This is a genomic window from Tritonibacter sp. AK171 (assembly GCF_030127025.1).
GTDB lineage: Bacteria > Pseudomonadota > Alphaproteobacteria > Rhodobacterales > Rhodobacteraceae > Epibacterium > Epibacterium mobile.
On record NZ_CP126134.1, the window covers coordinates 2,773,555 to 2,795,826 of the forward strand.

12 protein-coding genes are annotated in these 22,272 nt (G+C 61.8%); 5 read left to right on the top strand and 7 right to left on the bottom strand.

The genetic code is table 11. The features are described 5' to 3' along the window. Positions 1-40: 40 nt before the first annotated feature. Together QNI81_RS13050 and QNI81_RS13055 are read right to left on the bottom strand one after the other, a co-directional pair. Complete coding sequence (locus tag QNI81_RS13050) at positions 41-808, bottom strand: hydroxypyruvate isomerase family protein (protein ID WP_283966767.1); 768 nt, start codon at positions 806-808, stop codon at positions 41-43. Between the two features lie 280 nt (positions 809-1,088). Then, positions 1,089-1,670, bottom strand: a complete 582-nt coding sequence (locus QNI81_RS13055) for a DUF1285 domain-containing protein (protein ID WP_283966768.1) — start codon at positions 1,668-1,670, stop codon at positions 1,089-1,091. 64 nt (positions 1,671-1,734) lie between these two features. Here QNI81_RS13055 and QNI81_RS13060 point away from each other — a divergent pair, with 64 nt between their 5' ends. From QNI81_RS13060 to QNI81_RS13075, 4 genes are read left to right on the top strand one after another with little or no spacing between them, the layout of a single operon-like run. Then, the gene (locus QNI81_RS13060; RefSeq protein WP_065325343.1) at positions 1,735-2,742 is read left to right on the top strand and encodes an AAA family ATPase; all 1,008 of its coding nucleotides are present in this window, start codon (positions 1,735-1,737) and stop codon (positions 2,740-2,742) included. Next, a complete protein-coding gene (locus QNI81_RS13065) occupies positions 2,739-3,647 on the top strand; it encodes a DUF58 domain-containing protein (protein ID WP_283966769.1) in 909 nt (302 codons plus the stop codon). Before QNI81_RS13060 ends, QNI81_RS13065 begins: the two co-directional genes overlap by 4 nt. Further along, complete coding sequence (locus tag QNI81_RS13070) at positions 3,644-6,433, top strand: DUF4159 domain-containing protein (protein ID WP_283966770.1); 2,790 nt, start codon at positions 3,644-3,646, stop codon at positions 6,431-6,433. The genes QNI81_RS13065 and QNI81_RS13070 overlap by 4 nt, the downstream gene beginning before the upstream one ends. Positions 6,434-6,478: 45 nt before the next feature. Beyond that, positions 6,479-8,527 carry a hypothetical protein gene (locus tag QNI81_RS13075; RefSeq protein ID WP_283966771.1) on the top strand — a complete coding sequence of 683 codons (2,049 nt, stop codon included), beginning with the start codon at positions 6,479-6,481 and terminating at the stop codon, positions 8,525-8,527. Positions 8,528-8,709: 182 nt separating this feature from the next. On the opposite strand, the gene QNI81_RS13080 is transcribed toward QNI81_RS13075, so the two are convergent. The 3 genes from QNI81_RS13080 to QNI81_RS13090 form a co-directional block, all read right to left on the bottom strand. Then, positions 8,710-9,576 carry a 2-keto-4-pentenoate hydratase gene (locus tag QNI81_RS13080; protein WP_502999496.1) on the bottom strand — a complete coding sequence of 289 codons (867 nt, stop codon included), beginning with the start codon at positions 9,574-9,576 and terminating at the stop codon, positions 8,710-8,712. A gap of 26 nt (positions 9,577-9,602) precedes the next feature. Continuing rightward, positions 9,603-11,654: a penicillin-binding protein 1C gene (gene pbpC / locus QNI81_RS13085; RefSeq protein ID WP_502999498.1), complete on the bottom strand. Its 2,052-nt coding sequence runs from the start codon at positions 11,652-11,654 to the stop codon at positions 9,603-9,605. 125 nt (positions 11,655-11,779) lie between these two features. Then, positions 11,780-17,227 (bottom strand): alpha-2-macroglobulin family protein, encoded by a 5,448-nt coding sequence (locus tag QNI81_RS13090; protein ID WP_283966774.1) that lies wholly within the window; start codon positions 17,225-17,227, stop codon positions 11,780-11,782. Positions 17,228-17,378: 151 nt separating this feature from the next. Here QNI81_RS13090 and QNI81_RS13095 point away from each other — a divergent pair, with 151 nt between their 5' ends. Next, a complete protein-coding gene (locus tag QNI81_RS13095; RefSeq protein ID WP_283966775.1) occupies positions 17,379-19,622 on the top strand; it encodes a response regulator in 2,244 nt (747 codons plus the stop codon). A 22-nt stretch (positions 19,623-19,644) separates the two neighbouring features. Here the strand turns inward: QNI81_RS13095 and lpdA are convergent, their stop codons facing one another. Both lpdA and QNI81_RS13105 read right to left on the bottom strand, forming a co-directional pair. Continuing rightward, positions 19,645-21,003, bottom strand: coding sequence for a dihydrolipoyl dehydrogenase (gene lpdA / locus QNI81_RS13100; RefSeq protein ID WP_283966776.1), 1,359 nt, complete (start codon positions 21,001-21,003; stop codon positions 19,645-19,647). After that, positions 21,004-22,272 carry a dihydrolipoamide acetyltransferase family protein gene (locus tag QNI81_RS13105; protein ID WP_283966777.1) on the bottom strand — a complete coding sequence of 423 codons (1,269 nt, stop codon included), beginning with the start codon at positions 22,270-22,272 and terminating at the stop codon, positions 21,004-21,006.

The window sequence follows — 22,272 nt, forward strand, 5'->3', positions numbered from 1 at the left end:
CGCGGCGCGCTCGGCACTCAGTAGCCGTCCAAGATGTCTCTTAAGCGGCCTGTAACGCCCGCATCCACCGCAGGCTATCCTCAGTACGGGGCGTGCTGGGCGTGTATTCCGCACTGACCCAACCGCTATAGCCACTGTCATCAATGGCCGCAAAAAGCGCGTCAAAATCCAGCGGCCCATTGCCCGGTTCGCAGCGCGAGGGTGCTGCCGCAAACTGTACGTGGGTGGCGCGATCTCCAAAGGCCTCCCAGACCTTGAGCGCATCGCCGTGAATCAACTGCGCGTGGTAGGCATCAAACTGCAGGGTCACATTCTCGCGCCCGACCTCGTCGAGGATCTCCGCCGCGAGGTTGTAATCATCAAGGAAATAGCCCGGAAAATCACCGCTGTTCAGCGGCTCGATGGTGAACTGCTGCTGCGGCGCCGAATCCGCCGCCGCCCGCAGGTTCTGCACAAAGGTCTCGCGCGCCGCCGCGCCCTTGGCCGGACCGGCCATCACATGGATGCGCCCGGCCTTCAGCATGTCGGCATAGCGCAGCACCCGGCGGATGTCGCGCTGGAACCGGTCTGCCTGTTCTGGCACGGCTGCATAACCGGGATCACCGCCGGTGTAGTTCGGCGGCGGAGCGTTGATCAGCAGCAGTTCCAGCCCATTGGCAAGAAGCGCACGTTGGGTTTCTTTGGCCGCAAACTCATAGGGAAACAGCACCTCCACCGCCTCGAAACCGGCGGCGGCTGCCGCCGAAAAGCGGTCCAGATAAGGAAGCTCCGCAAAGAGCATGGATAGATTGGCCGCGAACTTTGGCATTCTCACCTCCTGCTGCGCATGCAGTCCCCGTCACATCACTATACCACAGACCTGTGACGCGCGTACGCGGGTTTTAATTTAACTTTGAACTGCACCTGCTCTCGTAATGCGTTGATATGCATCCGCCCGGCACAGATGAAAATGCCCTCATTTTGTGCAATTTTAATGGATTGCGCGGGCGCCTGTTTCTGAGTGCAATGGTGATCCCCGGATCACCACTTATGTCGAGCGTGGCGCTGATCTGCACAGCCCACAAGCCTCAAGTCAAAAACGTTTGCCGTCAGGCAAGATCCAGCGCGTCCGCCTCGATGATGCGAAAGAAGCAGCCCTGAGACCATAGGCCGAACCAGCCCTCATGCGTCTCACCAATCTCCATAAGCCGGTAAAAGCTCTTGCGATCAATGAGCGCCTCGAGCCCCGCGCGTACATGCACGTAAGGCGAAGGTTCCCCAGTACCCGGATCGCGCTCGACCCGAACCGGGTTATCCGGCCCAGCGATGGTCTGATCACCAACCTGAGTGGTAAAAGTGAGAACCTGGCTCTCACCCACGCCAGTGGCCTCAAAATCTACCGCAACGAAAGGCGCATCCTCGACAGTAATGCCGACCTTCTCTACCGGTGTCACCAGATAGAACTTTCCGCCTTCCAGCTTCAGAATCGATGAAAATAACTTCACCAATTCAAACCGGTTGATGGGGGAGCCAAGGTAGCTCCAGCTGCCATCACGGTGGATGCAAATATCCAGATCTCCGCAGTAGGGTGGATTCCACAAATGCACCGGCGGCAATCCGCCTTTGCCTGCGGCCTTTACGCTTGCTTCTAGGGCATTTGCATCTGGTGTCACGGCTTTTTGTCCACTCATTCGTTTTGCCATTCTATCTCTGCGCGATACACTGAGAACATATAAGCCCACGGAAAGGGAAGTCATGAGCGAAGCACAGGATCTGTTGTCCGACATCGAAGCGCTGGAAACCAAGCTGCAAGAGGCGCGCGCCTCGATCACACGTCGGTTCATCGGACAAGAGCGGGTCGTCGATCTGACGCTGGCGACCTTGCTGTGTGGTGGCCACGGCCTGTTGATCGGTCTGCCCGGCCTTGGCAAAACCCGGCTGGTGGAGGCACTCTCGACCGTCATGGGCCTGAACGGCAACCGGGTTCAGTTCACACCGGACCTGATGCCTGCAGATATCCTTGGCTCTGAGGTGCTGGATACGGCGCCCGATGGCACCCGCGCCTTTCGGTTTGTGCAGGGCCCGATTTTTTGCCAGCTTTTGATGGCGGATGAGATCAACCGCGCCTCGCCCCGCACCCAATCGGCGCTCTTGCAGGCAATGCAGGAGAAAACCGTCACGGTCGCAGGCGCAGATCGGGCGCTGGACGCCCCATTTCATGTGCTCGCAACGCAAAACCCGATTGAGCAGGAAGGGACCTATCCGCTGCCAGAAGCGCAGCTTGACCGTTTCCTGATGCAAATCGACATCCATTATCCCGACCGGGACACCGAGCGCGATATCCTCATTGCCACCACCGGCGTCGAAGAGAGTGAGGTGCATCAGGTCTTTACTGCAGATGAGCTGATTGCGGCTCAGACCTTGTTGCGCCGGATGCCTGTTGGCGAGTCGGTGGTTGAAGTGATCCTCGATCTTGTGCGCGCCTTCCGCCCCGAAGAACCCGGTGCAAGCGAACGGGTCGCCCAGACCGTGGCATGGGGACCGGGGCCGCGAGCGGCGCAGGCCCTGATGATGGCGGTGCGGGCACGGGCATTGTTGCAAGGTCGCCTTGCCCCCAATCCGGAGGATGTGGTCGATATGGCGCGCCCGGTGCTGAGCCACCGGATGCAGCTGAATTTCGCAGCCCGCGCCCGCGGCGATAGCCTTGCGGATTTGATTGATGAGACCGCAGCCACCCTGATCCGAGCCGAGGCCGCCGCGTGAGCCACCCTGCCCCCTCCCGCGATACGGCTGCCCGTGGTCCGGCTGGTCAAATTCGCAGCCGCGCCGAAGAGGCTGCCAGTGTCCTGCCCCCCTTGCTGGTGCAGGCGCAGCAATTGGCTGGCGCGGTTTTGCTCGGGGAACACGGCCGCAGAAGGTCCGGCGCTGGCGATGATTTCTGGCAATATCGCCCGGTGCAGCAGGGCGACAGTCGTCGCATGATCGACCATCGCCGGTCTGCGCGCGGCGATCAGCAGTTTGTGCGCGAAAGGGAATGGCAGATTGCGCAGACCGTGCACCTCTGGGTCGATCAGGGGCACTCCATGCGTTTTGCCTCGGATGCCAAATTGCCGCAAAAAGTCGACCGCGCCCGCCTGTTGGCCTTGGCCTCAGCCGTGTTGATGGTGCGCGGCGGCGAGCGCGTGGGACTGACCGGGGGTGCGCTGCCCCCGAGACGCGGCAATATGCAGATCCTGAGGCTGGCCGAGCATTTCACCACCATTGACGACACAGCCTATGCCCCACCCGAGCATCGAGCGCTGATCCCGCATGCGCGTGCGCTGTTCATTTCAGACTTTCTCGGCCCCTTTCAGGAGTTGGAAATCGCACTCACCAAGGCGGCAGACCGTGGATTGCGTGGTGTGCTTCTGCAAGTTCTGGACCCCACTGAAGAGATGTTTCCCTTCGCCGGTCGCACCCGTTTCGAGGGGCCGGATAGCAGCTTCAGCCACGAAACATTGAAAGCATCCGCTCTGCGTGATCGGTATCTGGATCGACTGGCGGAACGGCGCGATGCGTTGGAACAATTGTGTCGCGCGGCAGGCTGGACCTTGGGCCTGCACCACACAGGCGATAGTGCGCAATCGGGTCTGCTGTGGCTCTATCACGCATTGGAGCGGCGCCAATGACCATGATCGCCGGCATAGGTTTTGCCAGCCCATGGCTGCTGCTGGGGCTCTTGGTTTTGCCAATCCTGTGGTTGTTGCTGCGGGCCATTCCTCCGGCCCCAAAACGGCAACCGTTTCCAGCCGTGACACTCTTGTTGGGGCTCAAAGACGACGAGAGCCTGTCGGATCGCACCCCATGGTGGTTACTGCTCCTTCGGATGCTCGCCGTGGCTGCAGCCATCTTTGGTCTATCGGGGCCAGTGCTAAACCCTGCACAGGAACATGGTGGCAGTGGCCCACTGTTGATCGTCATGGATTCTGGCTGGGGCGGCGCGCCACGTTGGGAGCAGAACCGCGCTCAGATCGAGGCGGAGCTAAGTGAGGCCGGGCGCGCAGGTCGCCCTGTCGCACTCTTGCGCCTGACTGCGCCGGAGCCACTGCAATTCCTCGCCGCAGGTCACTGGAGCCGCCAATTGCCGGGAATGACGCCCGCGCCATGGGTCGCCTCTCCCGAACAACTGCAAGTCACCGCAAAAATGATCGCCGAGGCGGAGGGCGGGTTTGATACGCTCTGGTTGAGCGATGCTGTGGCAATGGAAGGTCGCGCCGATCTGGTCGCGACACTTGCCGAACGCGGCGAAATCGAAGTGTACGAGAGCGGCGCGCCTGTGATGGGCCTGCTGCCCGCCACCTACGAAGACGGTGCAATTACTCTGCGCGCCCTGCGCAGCAGCACCGGGCTTGAACAAGAGGTCACCGTGCAGGCCCTTGGGCCGGACCCAAACGGTACAGAACGCGCGCTGGCCTCAACCACGATGACCTTTGACGTCTCTTCCAACAGCGCCGAAGCACAGCTGGCGTTGCCCATGGAGTTGCGTGCCCGTATCAGCCGATTCGAGATTTTGAACACCCGCTCTGCCGGAGCGGTTTCATTGACCGATGATCGGTTGCGCCGCCGTGAGGTCGCGTTGATTTCCGCTCAGAGCAGCGATGAAGGCCTCGCACTGCTTTCCCCGCTCCACTACCTGCGTCAAGCGCTGGAGCCGACGGCAGAGCTGCTCGAAGGAGCGCTGCCGGATCTTTTGCCCGCAAACCCGGACGTGGTGGTTTTGGCCGATGTGGCCCGTCTGGCCCCTGCGCAGGAAGAGGCGTTGATTGACTGGGTGGATCAGGGTGGCTTGCTGTTGCGGTTTGCCGGGCCACGTCTGGCCGCCAGCGATACGGCCCGCGACACCGAGGAACCCCTGATGCCGGTGCGCCTGCGCATTGGTGGGCGCAGCATAGGCGGTGCCATGAGTTGGGGCCAGCCAAAGGCGCTCGCGCCATTTGCGGAAGCTTCGCCCTTTTACGGTTTGGAGATCCCGCAAGAAGTTACCGTCAGCTCGCAAGTCATGGCACAACCTGACCCGGAACTGGCAAGCCGCGTGGTGGCCGAGTTGAGCGATGGTACGCCACTGGTAACGCGCAAATCACTGGGTCAGGGACAGGTGGTCCTGTTCCATGTCACGGCGAATGCGGAGTGGAGCACCCTGCCGCTCTCGGGGCTGTTTGTCGACATGCTGGAACGTCTCGCGGTGTCTTCTGCTGCAAAGCCTCCTGCGGCAGAGGCTCTGGAGGGCACCACATGGCAGGCCGTTGAGGTTTTGGATGGCTTTGGTCGACTGGCAGACGCGGACACATTGGCAGGTGTTGCAGGGCCAGATCTGATCGACGCCCCCTCGGGACCCACGTTGCAGCCCGGGCTTTATACCAGCGGCAGCGGTGCCTATGCCCGCAATGTCTTGCGCATGGGGGATGAAATTCGACCCGCCACTTGGCCCGCATCTGTGCCGGTGCTCACCTATGAGGGCGCACAGGAGCGCCCCCTCGGCGGTGTGCTCTTGAGCCTTGCGCTGGTGCTGCTGGCACTCGACATTGCGGCGGCACTTCTGGTGTCTGGTCTCTGGTCTCCTGCTAAGGTGGCGGCCCTAGTGCTCGCTGCGGGGATAGCGGGTGGCATCACCACGGGACTGCCGCAATCCGCACAGGCTCAGACAGCTTCCAATTCGTCTGCTGCGACCCCGACGGAACTCACATCAGAATTGACACTGGCCTATGTGTTGACAGGTGACGCGCGGGTCGATCAGATTTCCGCCGAAGGGTTACGTGGTCTTAGCAATGTGATGGCGCTGCGCACCTCCGTCGAACCGGCGCCACCATACGGGGTGGATCTGGAAACCGACGAGTTGGCGTTTTTTCCGTTTCTCTACTGGCCTGTCACAGAGGGGCAACCGCTCCCCTCATCAGAGGCCTACAGCAAGCTCAATGCCTATTTGCGCACAGGCGGTATGATCCTTTTTGATACCCGTGATGCAGACCTAGCGGTCACCGGGGCCAGCAGCGGCGCGGCGCGGCGCCTGCAACAACTGGCGCTTCCGCTGGATATTCCACCCATAGAGCCAATCCCCGCCGATCATGTGCTGACACGTGCGTTCTACTTGCTACAGGATTTTCCCGGTCGCCATCCGCGCGGGCAAATCTGGGTCGAAGCCGCGCCACCGGATGCTGAACAAGTTGAAGGACTGCCCTTTCGCAATCTCAACGACGGGGTAACCCCGGTGGTGATCGGCGGCAATGACTGGGCAGCGGCATGGGCCGTGGATGAGCGCAACGCCCCGCTCTATCCGGTTGGGCGCGGGTTTTCAGGTGAACGCCAGCGCGAGCTGGCCCGGCGCTTTGGTGTGAACCTTTTGATGCATGTTCTGACCGGCAACTACAAATCCGATCAGGTGCATGTCCCTGCTCTGCTCGACCGGCTTGGGCAGTAGCCTGATGCAAATCACTCATCCTGTGGCGCAAGGAGCCCACGTCGAATGACTCAGACCATCCTCTTTGACCCGCTGGTGCCTTGGGCGCTGCTCGCTGCACTGGCGGGGGTGAGCTTTGTGGCATTGGGGCTGGCTATCTGGCGGCGGCTCGCGGGCTGGGCGTTGCGCGCTGGAGCCGCGCTGGTTCTGCTGGCCGCACTTTCCGGCCCGGTCATTCAGGTCGAAGATCGTACCCCCCTGAGCGATATCGTCATCGTTGCCGAAGATCGCACCGCCAGTCAGGCTCTCTCTGACCGGGGCTATCAAATGGCAACTGCGCGCGCTGAGCTTGAAGAGGCGCTGGCGGAGCGCGCCAATACCGAAGTGCGCTGGATCACTGTCGAAGACAGCCCCGACGATGGTGGCACCCAGTTGATGGATGCTTTGACCCGGGCATTGGCGGACGAGCCACGCGCACGTGTTGCAGGTATCATTGCGCTGTCAGACGGGCAGATCCACGATATGGAACGCGCGCCTGATCTCCCCGCGCCACTGCATCTCCTGATGACCGGCCGCAAGGGAGACTGGGATCGTCGCCTGATCGTCAAAAACGCTCCATCCTTTGGGATTATCGGAGAGCCGATCACTCTGACGCTACAGGTCGAAGATCAGGGCGCTGCACCGGAGGGCGTGCAATATACCGAGCTGCAGATCGCAATCGACGGAGGCGCGCCGCAGAATTTCCGTCTGCCTGTGGGAGTTGATTTCGACCTGCCGCTGACCCTGCCCCACGGTGGACGCAATGTGATCGAGTTCCGCGTTCCTGAGGCCCCCGGCGAGTTAACAGCCCGCAATAACGCCGCCCTGTTGCAGATCAACGGTGTGCGTGACCGGCTGCGGGTGCTGCTGGTATCCGGTGCTCCGCATCCGGGGGGGCGCACATGGCGCAACCTTCTGAAGTCCGACAGCTCTGTTGATCTTGTGCATTTCACTATCCTGCGTCCTCCCGAAAAACAGGATGGCGTGCCAGTGGATGAACTGTCTTTGATCGCCTTTCCAACCCGCGAGCTGTTTCTGGAAAAGATCGAGGATTTCGATCTCATCATCTTTGATCGCTACAAACGGCGCGGCATCCTGCCATCAGCCTATCTGGAGAATGTCGCCAATTACGTTCGCCGCGGTGGCGCGGTCCTAGTGGCGGCCGGTCCGGATTTTGCCAGCGCTGACAGCATCTTTCGCACGCCTTTGGCAGACGTCCTGCCTGCACGTCCCTCGGCTCGCGTGCTTGAGGAACCCTATCGTCCCACGATCAGCGAGATCGGCCAGCAGCATCCGGTCACTGCAGAGCTGACCGGCGCTGCGGAATGGGGCCGCTGGATGCGTCAGGTCGAACTGGATACCACCGGCGGGACCACATTGATGCGCGGGATCGGCGAGCGCCCACTGTTGATCCTGGATCGGGTAGAAGAGGGGCGCGTTGCACTTCTGGCCTCGGATCACGCTTGGCTGTGGAGTCGCGGCTTTGAGGGCGGCGGCCCACAATTGGAGCTGCTCCGCCGCCTGGCGCATTGGATGATGAAAGAGCCGGAACTGGAAGAAGAGGTGCTGACGGCTGAGGCCACAGGCCAACGCATGCGTATTGAGCGTCGCACTCTTGGCGAAACCGTGGGGGCTGTGACTGTCACCGCACCGGATGGCACAACATCCGATGTCACACTGCACGAGGTACGGCCCGGCCTTTGGGAAGGGCGGTATGAAAGCGATCAAATCGGGCTTTATCACCTGCAAGAGGGTGAGGAGCGTGCAGTCATCGGTCTTGGCCCTGCTGCCCCAAAGGAGTTTGAGCAAACCATCGCGACCGCCAATGTAATGGAGCCACTGGTGCGCGCGATGCGTGGCGGGGCCGTGTCGCTTGAGGCGGGCGTCCCGTCTTTGCGCAACATTCGCGAGGGGCGTCCTGCATCAGGTAGGGGCTGGGTCGGCCTCGTACCGCGCGGCGCATATGAAACCACTGCTGTCACTCAATCGCCGTTGCTTCCCTCTTGGGTACTGCTCCTATTGGCGGGGGCGCTGTTGATCGGCGCGTGGCTACGCGAAGGGCGTAGCTCGTCCTGAGCAAAGTCACTCTATTGTGCGAGCACTGTGCAGAATGGCAAGCGGCGAGCCCTCCCGCCCAGCCTTGTGATCTGTCGATCCCATCGGCCAGTTGGGCCGAGCGCCGCGCCTTTGGCGCGGCGCCGGTCGCATCGGGCATAGCCCGATGCGAAACACCTTTTGCAAAAGGCACCATCAACGGGTTAGGAGGTTGGTGCAAATAAGACAGAGACTACCGGATCTCCCGGTAGCCCTTCATAAATGACGCGCGCTCCGCCACTGAGTTTGGAAGGCGGCACCAACGGACCGAACGATCCAACCGAGACCAGATCCCCGGCCTTAAATGTCACCCCTGCTTCATGGAGCCAGAGGATCGTTTCCGCGGGATGTCCCAAAACAGCCGTTCCCGGGGCCGATACCACAGTCTCACCTGCCCCATCGCGCAAAGTAACCTGCATTTCGGCCAATGCGGCGGTCAGGGCGGCGACATCCTCGACCGGTATCTCAGCACCAAGCACACCGCGCCGCGCGCCGACACCCATTGCCGTAATCGTCTCCGCCGTCATTGGCTCACCCGATGCCAATGCGAGATCTGGCAACTCGATAAATGGCCGGACGCTGCGGATGTTTTCCATCACCTCCTGAGGGGACGTGGCCCAGTTCACAGCTGAATCACCGATTTCCAGGACCAGATCAGCTTCGACCATCGGAACCGTGCCCCACGGAACCTCTACCGTTGCCCCGCTCTCCAGCATCATATCCCGGTAAAGCACACCGCGCACAGGCTCGCTCGCACCAAACCGTTGCTGCGCGGGCGCACTGGTCAATCCGGCCTTGTAGCCGATCACTGGCCCCATGTGCTCCGACAGTACCTCCACCAATCGCGCCTGTGTACAAAGTGCATCCACCATATCGCCATTTGCGCCCAGAGCTTTGGCTGGTTTTCGCGCGATATAGTCAGCCGCAAATTGGTTTACCTCGTCCTCGCTCGCGCAATCCGCCATGGCGGGGACAGCTGTGAGGGTGGCCAAAGCACAAAGCACCGCCAGCCCATGCATTCTGTGAATCATACCCTTTACCTCCTGCAACACGCGCATCACCCCGTCTCTTCAATCTCAACGGTCACCCGAGCAGATTGCCCATCCGCATCAATAACCACAAGCGTTGCGTGTCCCGGCCCGGGGCTCGGAAGGTCGAGATCCCGGGACCTCAGACCCCGGGCCACCGGCACTCCATTCGCCAGCACCGTAAAGGGCAGCCGCCCCCCGCGCAGCTTTAGCGACAATCGGCCCTCGACCAGCGCCAAACGCGCCCGTGTTGGTGGAAAGACCACCTCGGGGGCACCTTCACCTACATCCGAGAACACGTCATTGCGTGCCCTGAACTGCCGCAACGGCTGCGGCAATTGTGCCGTCGTCAACACCAGTGCGTTCGGTGGCGGAGGAGCGAGCGGCGTAAGGTCGGATTTCAATGCGGCAAAGGCTTCAAACAACACCGGTGCGGCCACTTCTGCCCCAAAAACTCCCGGCACTGGCGTGCCGTCAGCACGACCAAGCCAGACCCCGATGACGTGCTGGCCATCCCAACCCACGGCCCAGGCATCCCTGTAACCGTAAGAGGTGCCGGTCTTAAACGGCAATACGCCAGCGCGCGCTCCACGGGGCACCGGCACATCGCGCAAGATGTCCTCAAGGTACCAGGCTGCGACCGGCGAAATCACCCTTGGGATCACAGCACTCTCGCCACCAGCCTCCACCGTTAACTGCACCCCCCTGCCTCCCGCGGCCAATACCGCATAAAGCTGCACCAGATCTTGCAGGCTCACGCCAACTCCGCCGAGGCTCACCGCCAGCCCCGCTTTGCCACCGGGCAGTTGCGGGCGCATCCCAGCCTGACGCATCCCTGCCATCAACCGCGAGGGACCAATCGCCTCCGTCAGGGTGACCACAGGGGTATTGAGCGACATTTGCAACGCATCGCGCACGCGCACGTCGCCTCGAAAAGCCCCATCAAAATTCTGCGGCGCATAGCCACCAAAGGACACAGGGGCATCGCGGATCAGCGTGTCGGGATGCACCAGTCCTTCGTCAAAGGCGAGGCCATACACCAGCGGTTTCAGCGTAGAGCCGGGAGAGCGCACCGCACTCACCATATCCACAAACCCGCGCCGCACTGTGTCGGTGTAATCTGGCGCACCAATCCGGGCGAGGATTTCGCCGCTTTGATGATCCGCTACAATCATCGCTGCGCTCAGCTGAGGCCCGGCCGCTTTCGCCCGCCGCAGCAGCACAGCCTGCAGTTTTTCCTGCAAAGCGGCGTCCAGCGTTGTGTCAAATCGCGCGGTCGCCGGGGCCGCAGCCCGCAGCTGGTCCCCCAAATGCGGAGCAAGCAGCGGAAAGGCGCGGCGCACCTTCGGCAGGCGTGCTTGCGCCGCCTGCTGTGCCACCTCGGAGGTCAGGATCCCAGCCTCACGGCTGCGTTGCAGCACGCGTTCGCGAGCGACGCGCGCCGCACTTACCGATCGGTCAGGTCGGCGATTTTCCGGAGATTGCGGCAATGCCACCAGCAGCGCGGCTTCGGCGACGGTCAGACGACGCGGCTCCTTGCCGAACCACGCAAAACTTGCCGCCCGCACACCTTCAAGATTGCCACCAAACGGCGCGTGCGTCAGGTAGAGGTTCAGAATCTCCTGTTTGGAGAGCTTGCGCTCAAGCGCCAGCGCCACCCGGATCTGACGTAGCTTTCCAGCCCAACGCCCAGTGGAGCCATCCTCCAGCAACCGTGCCACCTGCATCGTCAGGGTCGACCCCCCGGATACGGTACGCCCATTCAGAACGGCTTGCCCGACCGCGCGCAGCATCGCCAGAACGTCGACCCCGCGATGGGTGTCGAACCGTTTATCTTCATAGGCCCGAAGCATGTTCAGATAGGTGGCGTCCACCTCTTCGACACGCACAGCCATGCGCCAAATCCCATTTCCAACCGGGTAAGCCCGCAACAAACGGCCATTGCGATCACGCACCTCGACGGAGGTTTCAGCAAGCGTTTGCGGAAGCACCGTCGCGTCAACCCACTGATCGAGAGCCTTTCCCGCAAGGACACTCGCAATGAGCAAGACCAACAAAGGAGTTCTGAGGCGCGCTGCCATCCAAAACAGGGGGCGCAACGCGCCCCCTCCTGACCGTTCGGTCAGGTCGCGCCCGGACACGGCAGTGTCCGGGCGCTCTCGCCGCTGCAAAAGTGCCCCCAGCTTACACAGCCAACCAGTTCGGCTCATCGCACCTGCAGCCGTCCCGCCGCCGTATTGGCGCGGTAGGCTGGGCGGTACATGTCCTCGACCGAAGCCGCAGGATGGTGGAAGTCACCGGGGCTGACCGCGCGTACCATATAGGCCAGCGTGATCGGATCATCCCCCCGCGAAGTCACCGCCGCGAGGAACCGATCCGAGCGGAACTCCACGTGATCCGCGTCCCAGAGGCTCAGCCAGTCCAGATCGCGCAGATCGCCGGAGCGCAGCAGGTTGGGATTGTCGATCTCCAGCCCCGCCGGCAGCGGGTCATTGACCATCAGCCGCGCGCCGATCTCCTCTTGCGGCAGCACCCGCAGCACTGTCACCAGCCGGGTGCCGACCGCGACCGAGGTCAGATCCACCGGCTCCCCTTCCAAGGTGTAATACTCCCGCGTCAGGGCAAAGCCGTAGCCACGCGCCGCCGGGGGCACGACAGGCACGCCGATGCGGGTCAGGGTGATGTCGGTGCTGCGCCCGGAGGCCGCGGTGACCGAGAGATCCGCCGGGCTATCACCCTGCATCACCTCGACAAAAGCGCCGGTGACTGGCTGGCCATTGACCCGCAGACCGGAGTCTTCGGGATTGTCCACCAATGCCTGCGCCGCCATCAGACTCCACGCGGCTTCCTGTGTCGAACGATGCCGATCACCAGCTGAGACCCGCGCTGTAAGATAGTCGCGATTGACCGCCGTGCTGCCGGCCTCCACCGCGAGCGCCAAGACAGCCGCCGAGTCGCGCAGATGGGTGCCGTAATCGACACGCCACAGGGGCTTTTCCGCGCCTTGGCCTGCGATCATCTGCGCGGCGCGGGCAAACATCTTGTCCGCCCGGCGCTGATCGCCATAGGCCGCGAGTGCAGCCCCCAGTTGCGCCGCGCCCATCGGGGTGGAGAAAGCATCTGCTTTTGTATCCGCGTAATAGCGCAGATCGCCCATCGCCGCTGCGCCCTCACGCGCCAGCACCAGCAGCGCATAGGCCACGTCCTCGCCACCGCTGTCAAAGTCCGGCGCGTAGTTCAGCCGGTTGCGCAGATTGTCCATGGCGCGGGCGAAGGCCTGATCGGGCACCATATAGCCTTTGGCCCGTGCCCGGCTGAGGAAGTCAGACGCATAGGCATCCAGCCACAAATCGCCGCTTTCGGCGCGCCAGAGGCCAAATGCGCCATTGGCGGCCTGCCGGGTCAGCACCTTGCGGATGGCACCGTTGATGCGCGCGTCCACCTTGGGGCCATCACCCAGACCGGCGGCCTCGGCCACCGACGACAGGTACAGCAGCGGCAGCGCCTTCGACGTCACCTGCTCGGTGCAGCCATAGGGGTAGCCATCCAGCTGCGACAACAGCCCCGGCACGTCGAACTTGGCCAGCGGCCCCGCCGACATCACTGCGCGGGCAGAGCCGGGGCGCAGACCCGCGAACACATCGGCGTTGAACAGGAAGCTGTCGCCGCCTGCCAGTGAGAAACGCCGGGTTTCCGAGACCTCCGGATCATTGGCGCGCACCGGCAGACGCAGGGTCTGGTCCAGCACCTCGCCGCCGGGGGTGGTCAGGCTCAGACGGACCTCGGGATCACCCACGGTCTCTGCCGTGACCGGCAGTTCCAGCAGCACCCGGCCCTGTTCGGTGAGCGTCACCGAAGGCGGCAGCGCCCCCAGTTGCAGCCCGGCCCCGATCACCTCGGCCGCCAGCCCGATCTCGCCTGCAGGCCCATCGGCGTGGGTGATATCGAGGCGGATGCGACTCTGATCGCCGGGCGCCAGGAAGCGCGGCAGCGAGGCGGTCAGCACCACCGGATCGCGCACGACCATGTCGGCCTCCGCTTGCCCGACCGAGCGGTCAGTCCAAGCCACAGCCATCAGCCGCACGGTACCGTTGAAGTCCGGCAGATCGATGGGCAGGGTCACGCTGCCATCGTCCCTGACCTGCACCGCGCCGTGGAAGACCGACATCAGATCCTGCGTCGGCGGCGGTGACTGGAATTGCGCACCAAGCCCGGCATCACCGCCGGAGCGCACACGTCCCAGCGCGCCGTTGCCGGGATCGATGAGGCGGCCATAGATGTCGCGCAGTTCCATCCCCAATCGCCGCTGCCCGTGGAAATAGCCCACGGGATCCGGGCTCTGAAAGCCGGTGAGGTTGAGGATGCCGACATCAACGGCGGCCAGCGTCAGCCAGACCTCCTCGCCCGCCTCGGCCCCGGCGACAGTCACGGTCGCCGCGACCGTCTGGCGAGGGCGGGTTACCTCGGGGGTGTTGATCGTGACATCCAACTCCTGCCCCGGCTGGGTCACCGTGGCATGGGCGATGCCCAGCGCCCGGGTCGGGGTGCGGCCCTGCCGACTGGCGACGGGCTGCACGACAGAGGCGGTCACATAGGCGCCGCTGCCCCACTCGGATGTGACCTCAAGCGGAATCACGTTCTCGCCCGCCGTCACCTCGACCGCCTGCCGGTGGATCAGCTCGCTGCCCATGACGGAGATCAGCGCGGTGCCCGCCGCTTGCGGCACGATACGCAGGCGGGCGGTATCGCCGGGGGTATAGCTTTCGCCATCCAGTGACAGTTCCAGACGATCCGGGGTCTGCGCGTCGGAGGCGGGCACGTACCAGCCGGCGTAGAAATCCTGCGCGGCGGTCACGTAGTCGCCATCCACACGTTCCACCACCAGTTCGTAGCGCCCCCAGTCGACCGGCGCGGTGACTGCCACCGGATCGCCGCCCAGCATCGCCTCGCCCGAGGCCACGCGGGTGCGGCGGGTGATCGGCTCCCACTGCCAGTCACCATAGAGCTGATACCACTGATAGCGCGTCTCGACCCGGTTCAGCACCCACTGCACCTGCATCGGCGCGGGGGTGAGATCCGGTGCCAGCGAGATCAGCTCGAACCCGGCCTCGGTGCCCTCGGCCACCACGTCATCGGCAAACTGCGTCTTGATCCCGATCACGGGGGTCGCAGGCTGTACCGGCACGGTCAGTTCACGCTCGACCGGGCGGGCGGAGCCATCCGACAGCCGCGTGCGCAGGCGAGCCTCAAGCGGCAGGCCGGCGGCCTGCACCTCGGACAGATCACCAGTCGCGACGGACTGGCCATCGGCGCCGGTGTCCTCGCCGCTGAAATAGCGGGTCTGGCGGTTGGTTTCCGCGTCATAGCGCCCAAAGCGATAGCCGGGCCAATCGGCCAGCTGCCGCACCGGGGCGAGGGAGACATCACCCTCGACGCTGAGGCCAGCGCCGGGTGCGCCAAACAGGAACCGCGCGTCGATATCGACAATCAGCTGACCGCCGGGGCGCAGGCCCGCAACGTCGCGGATCTCCTGCTCGAAGTCGATACGCTCGGGCAGGAAATCCTCGACCAGCACGGTTTGCCGTGCCAGCGGCTCCGCCTTGGGGTCGGCATAGATCTCGATCGCCCAGGAGCCGCGCGGCGCGCTGTCGCCCACGGGCAGGGCATAGACATGACCGCCCGCATCACCGCCTTCGGAGATATGGCGCGAATACTCCACACCGTCGGGGCGTTTCAGCACCGCGATCAGCGGCAGCCCTTCGATGGCCTGCGCGCGCGGATCGCGCGACAGGGCGGTGACGTTGATGGTTTCACCGGCACGATAAGCGCCACGGTCGGTGGTCAGGAAGACATCAACCGGGCCGGGCGCGGGACGGCCCTCGACACCACGGTCCGACAGATCAAAGGCGGCATCGCGCAACGACAGGAAGGCAAAGTCCTCCTCTCCGGCGCGGGCCAGCAGCATCGCGGGCGCAGCACTGCCGGTGCCCCGGGTCAGCCCCGGTGCAAAATGCGCATAGCCGGTGTCGTCGCTGGTGCTGCGGGCAATCACCGCGTTGGCCTCCGAGATCAGTTCGACCTCGACGCCGGCGCGGGCCTTGGCGTCCGAAAGCCCCTGCACCTGCACATGCAACCCATCGGCCCCGGACATGGAGCTGAGACCCAGATCGGTCAGCACAAACCACTGCATCGCCGCCGGGCTGTCATAGGGATCGGCCCCCGGCACCGCGGCGCTGAGCGCATAGATGCCCACGGGCTGATCAGCCAGCACATCATCCAGCGGCAACCGAGTGGTCATGTCGCGGTTCAACTCCTGCTGCACCTCGGCGGTGCCGGTCCAGAGTTCCTCTGCCACTGTGGCGTCGAAATTCTCGCTCTGCCATTGGTTCAGCGGGCGGGCGAAGAGATCCTCCTGCATGCTGCGCAACAGGTTCCGGTCGCTGATGCGGGAGAGTTTCAGATCCAGCCGATCCACATTCACCGTCTCCACCGGCAGGGCGGTCACATCGCTGCGCGCCAGCACATAGGCGCGACCCGGAAAGCGCACGGAGGGGCTGCGGTCGCGGATGTAGTGGCTGAGTTCCACGTCTTTGATCAGGGTTTCGCCATTGGCTGCAGGCAGCCCCCGGCGCAAGGTCACCCGCAGATGCTGGCCATGGGTCAGGCCGGTCAGACACAGCTCCTGCCCCGATGCCTCTGCCGCAAGACCCTCGGCCTCAGATTTCAGATAGTCGCTATAGATAACGCCCGTTTTGACCAGATCTTCGGAGAAGACGATGCACATGCGCGGATCAGCACTGTCGGCCTCGACCCGCGTGTCACTGACCCGAAAGCCGTATTTCGCCACCGCATTGTTCAGAAGTTCAGCAATTTGTTTGCGCGGCTGGATTTCCTCTGCCAGTCGCAGCACGGAAATCATATCGCGACCGCGACCCAGCTTTTCCAAGGATTGTGCGGCCTCGATCAATGCGTTCACCTGCATCGGCGCTGCATCGGCCCGCAAATAACCGTTCAGCGCGGCAGCAACGGACTCTGCAAGATTGCGACGGGTTTCGCTGCCGTTGTCGGTGGGCATCGCACGCACGTAGCGGGCATACTCAACCCAGAGGTCCGGCGCATCGCTCAGTGCCACGGCTTCGCCCATCCAGCGCGCAGCCATAGTCGCGTTATTCCCGGCAAAGAACTGTTGCGCGCCGTCAATCAACGTTCCGATGTCACGACCGCTCAACTGATAGCGTGTGCCGATCTCGCTGGCGAGTTTGCGCGCCGACGCCAGATCGACAGTCCCCGGCAAAGTGAGCTGCGACGCACGGTCTGCAGCGCGAGCGGCCAGTCCCGCATCTACCTGGAGTTTGCGCACCGTGAGCGCGCCAACAAATGTCGATGGGTCGCGCAATTCTGATTTTGGGAAACAGGCGTTGGATTTCACATTGTACACAAAGCCGACGCAGGCGCTCTGTGTGGCGCATGCGCGCTGGCAAGATTGCAGCGATGTATCGAACAACGCCTGCAAATCTGCCCCGAAATGATCTGTATCCGGTTGGGTTACAAACCTCTGCGTGGGCAAAGGCCCAGAATCACTGCTCTGCGCCTGCACTGCGGGGCTCAGAACATTGGAAAAAAGAAAAACGAATAAAATCAATAGGCGCCGCATGGAATCCTCCCTGTCACCGCGCAAAGGCTGACACGCGATTAACCTCATAGCAAGCATGCCCGCCATAACACCAACGCTAAAGGCAAATTAAGGAATGCCTGCGAGATTGAGGCAGCAGGTGTGGAAATAACAAGTGTTGGAGTTGGCGCAGATGTCGCTTGCTGAAAAATTGGCGCAGGAACGCAGGGCCCGATTGGCGGCTGAGCGGCTTCTGGAGCTGAAACAGGCGGAATTGACTGATGCGAATCGCAAACTCGGTCGCCATGCGCTTGCGCTAACCAAACGCATCGGTGCGACTCAGGCAGAAATCGCTACGTTCAGAAACGAGAATGAGCGCGTTAAAAGCGACCTCAATACCGCCAATGAAAAGGTTGAGCAGGCCGAGCGACGGCTTTGGCATTCCATTCAGGCGTTTCAGGATGGGTTTGCCTTCTTTGACAGCAACAGCAAGCTGATCGGTGCCAATACCGCATATCTGAATATATTCGAGGGCGTCGAGGAAGTTGCGCCGGGCGTATCCTATGTCCGCATTCTGCAGGTCCTGACCGATGAAGGGCTGATCGACACTGAGGAACTCTCTGCGGATGCGTGGCGCGCGATGATGACCGAACGCTGGATGTCGCCTGCGCCGGAACCCACCGTGATTCGCCTCTGGAATGACCGCTACCTGAAGCTGATCGACCAGCGCGGCCATGACGGCGATATCGTAAGCCTCGCACTCGATATCACGGCGACGGTCCACTACGAGGAAGAGCTGCGCACCGCACGTGAACGCGCCGAGGCGGCCAACCGCGCCAAATCTGCTTTCCTTGCCAATATGAGCCATGAGATCCGCACGCCGATGAATGGCGTTGTCGGCATGGCGGAGCTATTGAACGACACCAGCCTTACCGAAGAGCAGCGCCTTTATGCCAATACGATCAAGAACTCTGGCGAGGCGCTTCTGGTCATCATCAACGACGTGCTCGACTACTCCAAGATTGAGGCCGAGAAACTGGTTCTACACCCTGAACCCTTTGATCTTGAGGCCTGCATGCATGAGGTGGTCATGCTGCTGCAGGCCAATGCGCGCGATAAAGGGCTGACGCTTCTGGTCGATTACGATCTCTTTATGCCGACGAGCTTTATTGGTGATCCGGGGCGTATCCGTCAGATTCTGACCAACCTCATCGGCAATGCGGTGAAGTTCACGAATGAGGGCCACGTCACCGCCCGCGTGACCGGTGTTCCTCATCCCGAAGACAACACTGTGATGTTGCACATTTCCATTGAGGATAGCGGCATTGGTATTCCCGAAGAGAAAATTCAGCACATCTTTGGTGAGTTCAATCAGGTCGAGGATGAAACCAACCGGCAATTCGAAGGCACGGGTCTTGGTCTTGCGATCACCGAGCGCCTCATCAAGATGATGGATGGCGAGATTTGGGTAGAAAGCGAGTTTGGCAAAGGCTCCTGCTTTGGCTTCCGCCTGCCGTTGGTGGTGGCCGATGGCAGTCAGGTCAACGCGCCGGAGCTTCCAGACGATCTCAATTGTGTGATGATCGTCGACGATATGGAAATCAATCGCGAGATCCTCAATCGGCAGCTTCAGCGTCTCGGCTTGAAAGTTATCCCTGTGACCAGCGGTGCCGGGGCGCTTGAACAGATGTCCAAGGATGTCGATCTGGTGATTACCGATCGCAATTTGCCGGGAATGGACGGATTGAAACTGGCGCGTAGCCTGCGTCATGCTTGGTCAGATGTGCCGGTTCTGTTGCTCTCTTCCGACCCCGCCGACGCAAGCGATCCCGCCATCCGGGATATCTTTGCGGGCGTGCTGCAAAAACCGATACCACGCGGCGCATTGTTCACCGCGCTCTCCAAGCTCAGCGTGCCCAGCGGGCAGCCACCTTCTGCATCGCTCGCGGTTGAGGCGGCTCCTAGCCCGGCGGTGACCCAATCTGCAGCAACGGCTGAGATAGCCTCTGATTTGCGCCGAATGCGCGTATTGGCGGCAGAGGACAACCGCACCAACCAATTGGTGTTCCGTAAGATGGTCAAAGATATGAACATCGACCTGCGGTTTGCCGGAAATGGTCAAGAAGCGGTCGAACTTTATCAGAGCTTTGTGCCCGATATGATCTTCATGGATATTTCCATGCCGAAAATGGACGGCAAACAAGCCACTCAGGCCATTCGCGAGCTGGAGAAGGAAAATGGCCGAAAGGTGCAGATTGTTGCGCTGACCGCCCATGCGATGGATGGCGATTCTGAGGGGATACTTGCGGCAGGGCTTGATGACTATCTCACCAAACCTCTGCGCAAATCCCTGATCCACGAACGGATCATGAAGAACATGCCAGCCGCCGTGGCCCCCCTTCAATGCGAAGGGGGAGATCTCGAGGCAACCGGTTGAAGCCGCCTGAAGGAACCACTTTTTAGATGTGCAGAGCGTGACCCAGCGCCTTGAGGCATGCCTCTTGCAAGCCTTCGGATTGCGTGGGATGCGCATGCACTGTCGCTGCGATATCTTCCAGACAGGCCCCCATCTCGATCGCGAGTGAGAACGACGCCGAAAGTTCGGAAATCCCTGCACCAACGCCCTGAAGCCCGACGACGGCATTGTCGGCCTCGCGCCACACCACACGAATGAACCCGTCATCACGTTCGGTCGTCATCGCACGGCCATTGGCGATGAATGGGAACTCCGCCGATTTAGTGCCGTCAATCTCTCCCGGCAGCGCGCCGCAGGTAACGATCTCCGGATCGGTGAAACAGACTGCGGGGATCGCCCTTTTGTCCCATTCGACGGAATGCCCCGCCAGATATTCCGCAACCATTTCGCCCTGTGCCATCGCCCGATGGGCCAGCATCGGCTCTCCAGTCACATCCCCAATTGCGTAAATGCCGCGCATGGAGGTCTGGCACATTTTGTCGATGCGAATGAAGGGCCCGTTCATGGTAAGGGACAGCTCATCAATGCCGATCCCTTGCGTGCGCGCACGGCGTCCGACAGTAACCAGAACGCGCTCGGCCTCCACATCCCCGGCATCTGTTGTCAGTACAGACGCCTCATGTGATTGCGCCTTGGTGCCAGTCATCACGGTAACGCCCAACTCCTCCAGACGTTTGTGAACCGGACGGGTCAGCGCTTTGTCGTAAAGCGGCAGGATACGATCTTCGGCCTCAACAATTGTCACCTTGGAGCCGAGTTTGGCAAAGACCGTACCCAATTCCAAACCAATGTAGCCGCCGCCAACCACCGCGAGGCTTTTGGGAACTTCGGTCAGCGACAGCGCCTCGGTCGAGGACATAACCGCGCCGCCAAAGGGCAAGAAGGGCAACTCAACCGGGGCCGATCCAGTGGCGATCACAATGTAGTCCGCGCGGATCTGCGTGTCGCCATCCGCGCCTTTCACCACGACTGTCTTGCCGTCCACAAAACGTGCGCGGCCCGACACCATCTTTACGCCAGCCTTACGCAAAAGCCCACCGACACCACCGGTCAGACGCTCCACAATGCCGTCTTTCCACGTAACGGTTTGCTTTAGGTCAATGGTCGGCGCAGAAGCCGAAATCCCCAAGGGACCAGTCGCAGCATGGGTCATCTTGTAAAACTCATCCGCCGCATGGATCATCGCTTTGGACGGGATACAGCCGATATTAAGGCATGTGCCCCCCGCGCGCGCCTCATCGACGACAACAGTGTCCAATCCCAGCTGCCCTGCGCGAATGGCGCAGACATAGCCACCTGGTCCGGCACCGATCACCAGAACTTTGCATTTAATGTCAGTCATCTAGCCCTCGACAAACAGCATCGCTGGCGTTTCCAGCAGGAGTTTCAGTTTTTGCACAAATACAGCCGCGTCCCAGCCATCAATCACCCGGTGATCGAAAGAGCAGGAGATATTCATCATCTTGCAGGGCTGAAACTGCTGACCGTCCCAGACAGGGCGCATCTGCAGTTTGTTTACGCCAACAATCGCCACTTCGGGGTGATTGATGATCGGCGTGGTCGCAATCGCGCCGAGCGCGCCAAGCGAGGTGATGGTGATGGTTCCGCCCATCAATTCATCCCGCTTGATCGAGCCATCCCGCGCCGCTTCTGCCAGACGCGTAAGCTCTGACGCATTGTCCCAAAGGCTGCCCGACTCCGCATGATGCACCACAGGAACATTGAGCCCGTTCGGTGTTTGCGTGGCGATCCCGACGTGGACGCCGCCATGACGGTAGATGATCCCTTCGTCATCATCGTAGCGTGCGTTCAGTTCTGGCTGCTCGCGCACAGCTTCGACAATCGCGCGCATCAGGAACGGCAACAAAGTCAGCTTCGGGCGCTGGTCTTTGTACTTTCGATTCAACGCCGCGCGCAGATCTTCGAGCGCGTCCATCTCGATCTCTTCAACGATGGTGATATGCGGGATCTGGCGCTTGGAGATCGCCATTTTCTCGGCGATCTTGCGACGCATCCCGACCACGCGCACCTCTTCAACGCCGGTGTTTTTACCGCGCGTGACACTGCCCTGCTGAATGCCACCCGACGCGATCCAGTTTTCTAGGTCGGCATGACTGATGCGCCCCCCCGGGCCGCTACCGGGCACTTGTCTCAGATCAACGCCCTCTTCGCGCGCCCGTGCCCTTACAGACGGAGCGGCCAGCGGTTTGGTATTCTTGGCCCGCGCGACGGGTTTACTGGTTTTCACCAGAGGGCGTGCGGGTTCTGCGGCCTTGGCCAGAGATTCAGGCTTTGGTTCGGGCTTATCTTCTTTGGGGGCGGGCACTGGCTTTGACGCTTCCGGCGCAGAGGCATCTTCATTGCCATCGCCGTCCACTTCGATACGCACCAAAACGGAGCCGATCGCCAACATATCACCGATCTCACCGCCGAGTTCGACCACCTTTCCTTCGACGGAAGAAGGCACTTCTACGGCGGCTTTGTCGGTCATCACAGCGGCCAGCACATCGTCTTCCTTGACGATATCGCCGGGTTTTACATGCCATTCAGTGAGTTCCGCCTCTGCGATACCTTCACCCACGTCTGGCAGGCGGATTGCATAGATCCCCAT

Excerpts from the sequence above, each read along its gene's own strand:
- QNI81_RS13090 (WP_283966774.1), bottom strand. The coding sequence starts at position 17,227 with ATGCGGCGCCTATTGATTTTATTCGTTTTTCTTTTTTCCAATGTTCTG.
- QNI81_RS13050 (WP_283966767.1), bottom strand. The coding sequence starts at position 808 with ATGCCAAAGTTCGCGGCCAATCTATCCATGCTCTTTGCGGAGCTTCCT.
- QNI81_RS13105 (WP_283966777.1), bottom strand. The coding sequence starts at position 22,272 with ATGGGGATCTATGCAATCCGCCTGCCAGACGTGGGTGAAGGTATCGCA.
- QNI81_RS13095 (WP_283966775.1), top strand. The coding sequence starts at position 17,379 with ATGTCGCTTGCTGAAAAATTGGCGCAGGAACGCAGGGCCCGATTGGCG.
- QNI81_RS13075 (WP_283966771.1), top strand. The coding sequence starts at position 6,479 with ATGACTCAGACCATCCTCTTTGACCCGCTGGTGCCTTGGGCGCTGCTC.
- QNI81_RS13055 (WP_283966768.1), bottom strand. The coding sequence starts at position 1,670 with ATGAGTGGACAAAAAGCCGTGACACCAGATGCAAATGCCCTAGAAGCA.
- QNI81_RS13070 (WP_283966770.1), top strand. The coding sequence starts at position 3,644 with ATGACCATGATCGCCGGCATAGGTTTTGCCAGCCCATGGCTGCTGCTG.
- pbpC (WP_502999498.1), bottom strand. The coding sequence starts at position 11,654 with ATGGCAGCGCGCCTCAGAACTCCTTTGTTGGTCTTGCTCATTGCGAGT.
- QNI81_RS13060 (WP_065325343.1), top strand. The coding sequence starts at position 1,735 with ATGAGCGAAGCACAGGATCTGTTGTCCGACATCGAAGCGCTGGAAACC.
- QNI81_RS13080 (WP_502999496.1), bottom strand. The coding sequence starts at position 9,576 with ATGATTCACAGAATGCATGGGCTGGCGGTGCTTTGTGCTTTGGCCACC.
- lpdA (WP_283966776.1), bottom strand. The coding sequence starts at position 21,003 with ATGACTGACATTAAATGCAAAGTTCTGGTGATCGGTGCCGGACCAGGT.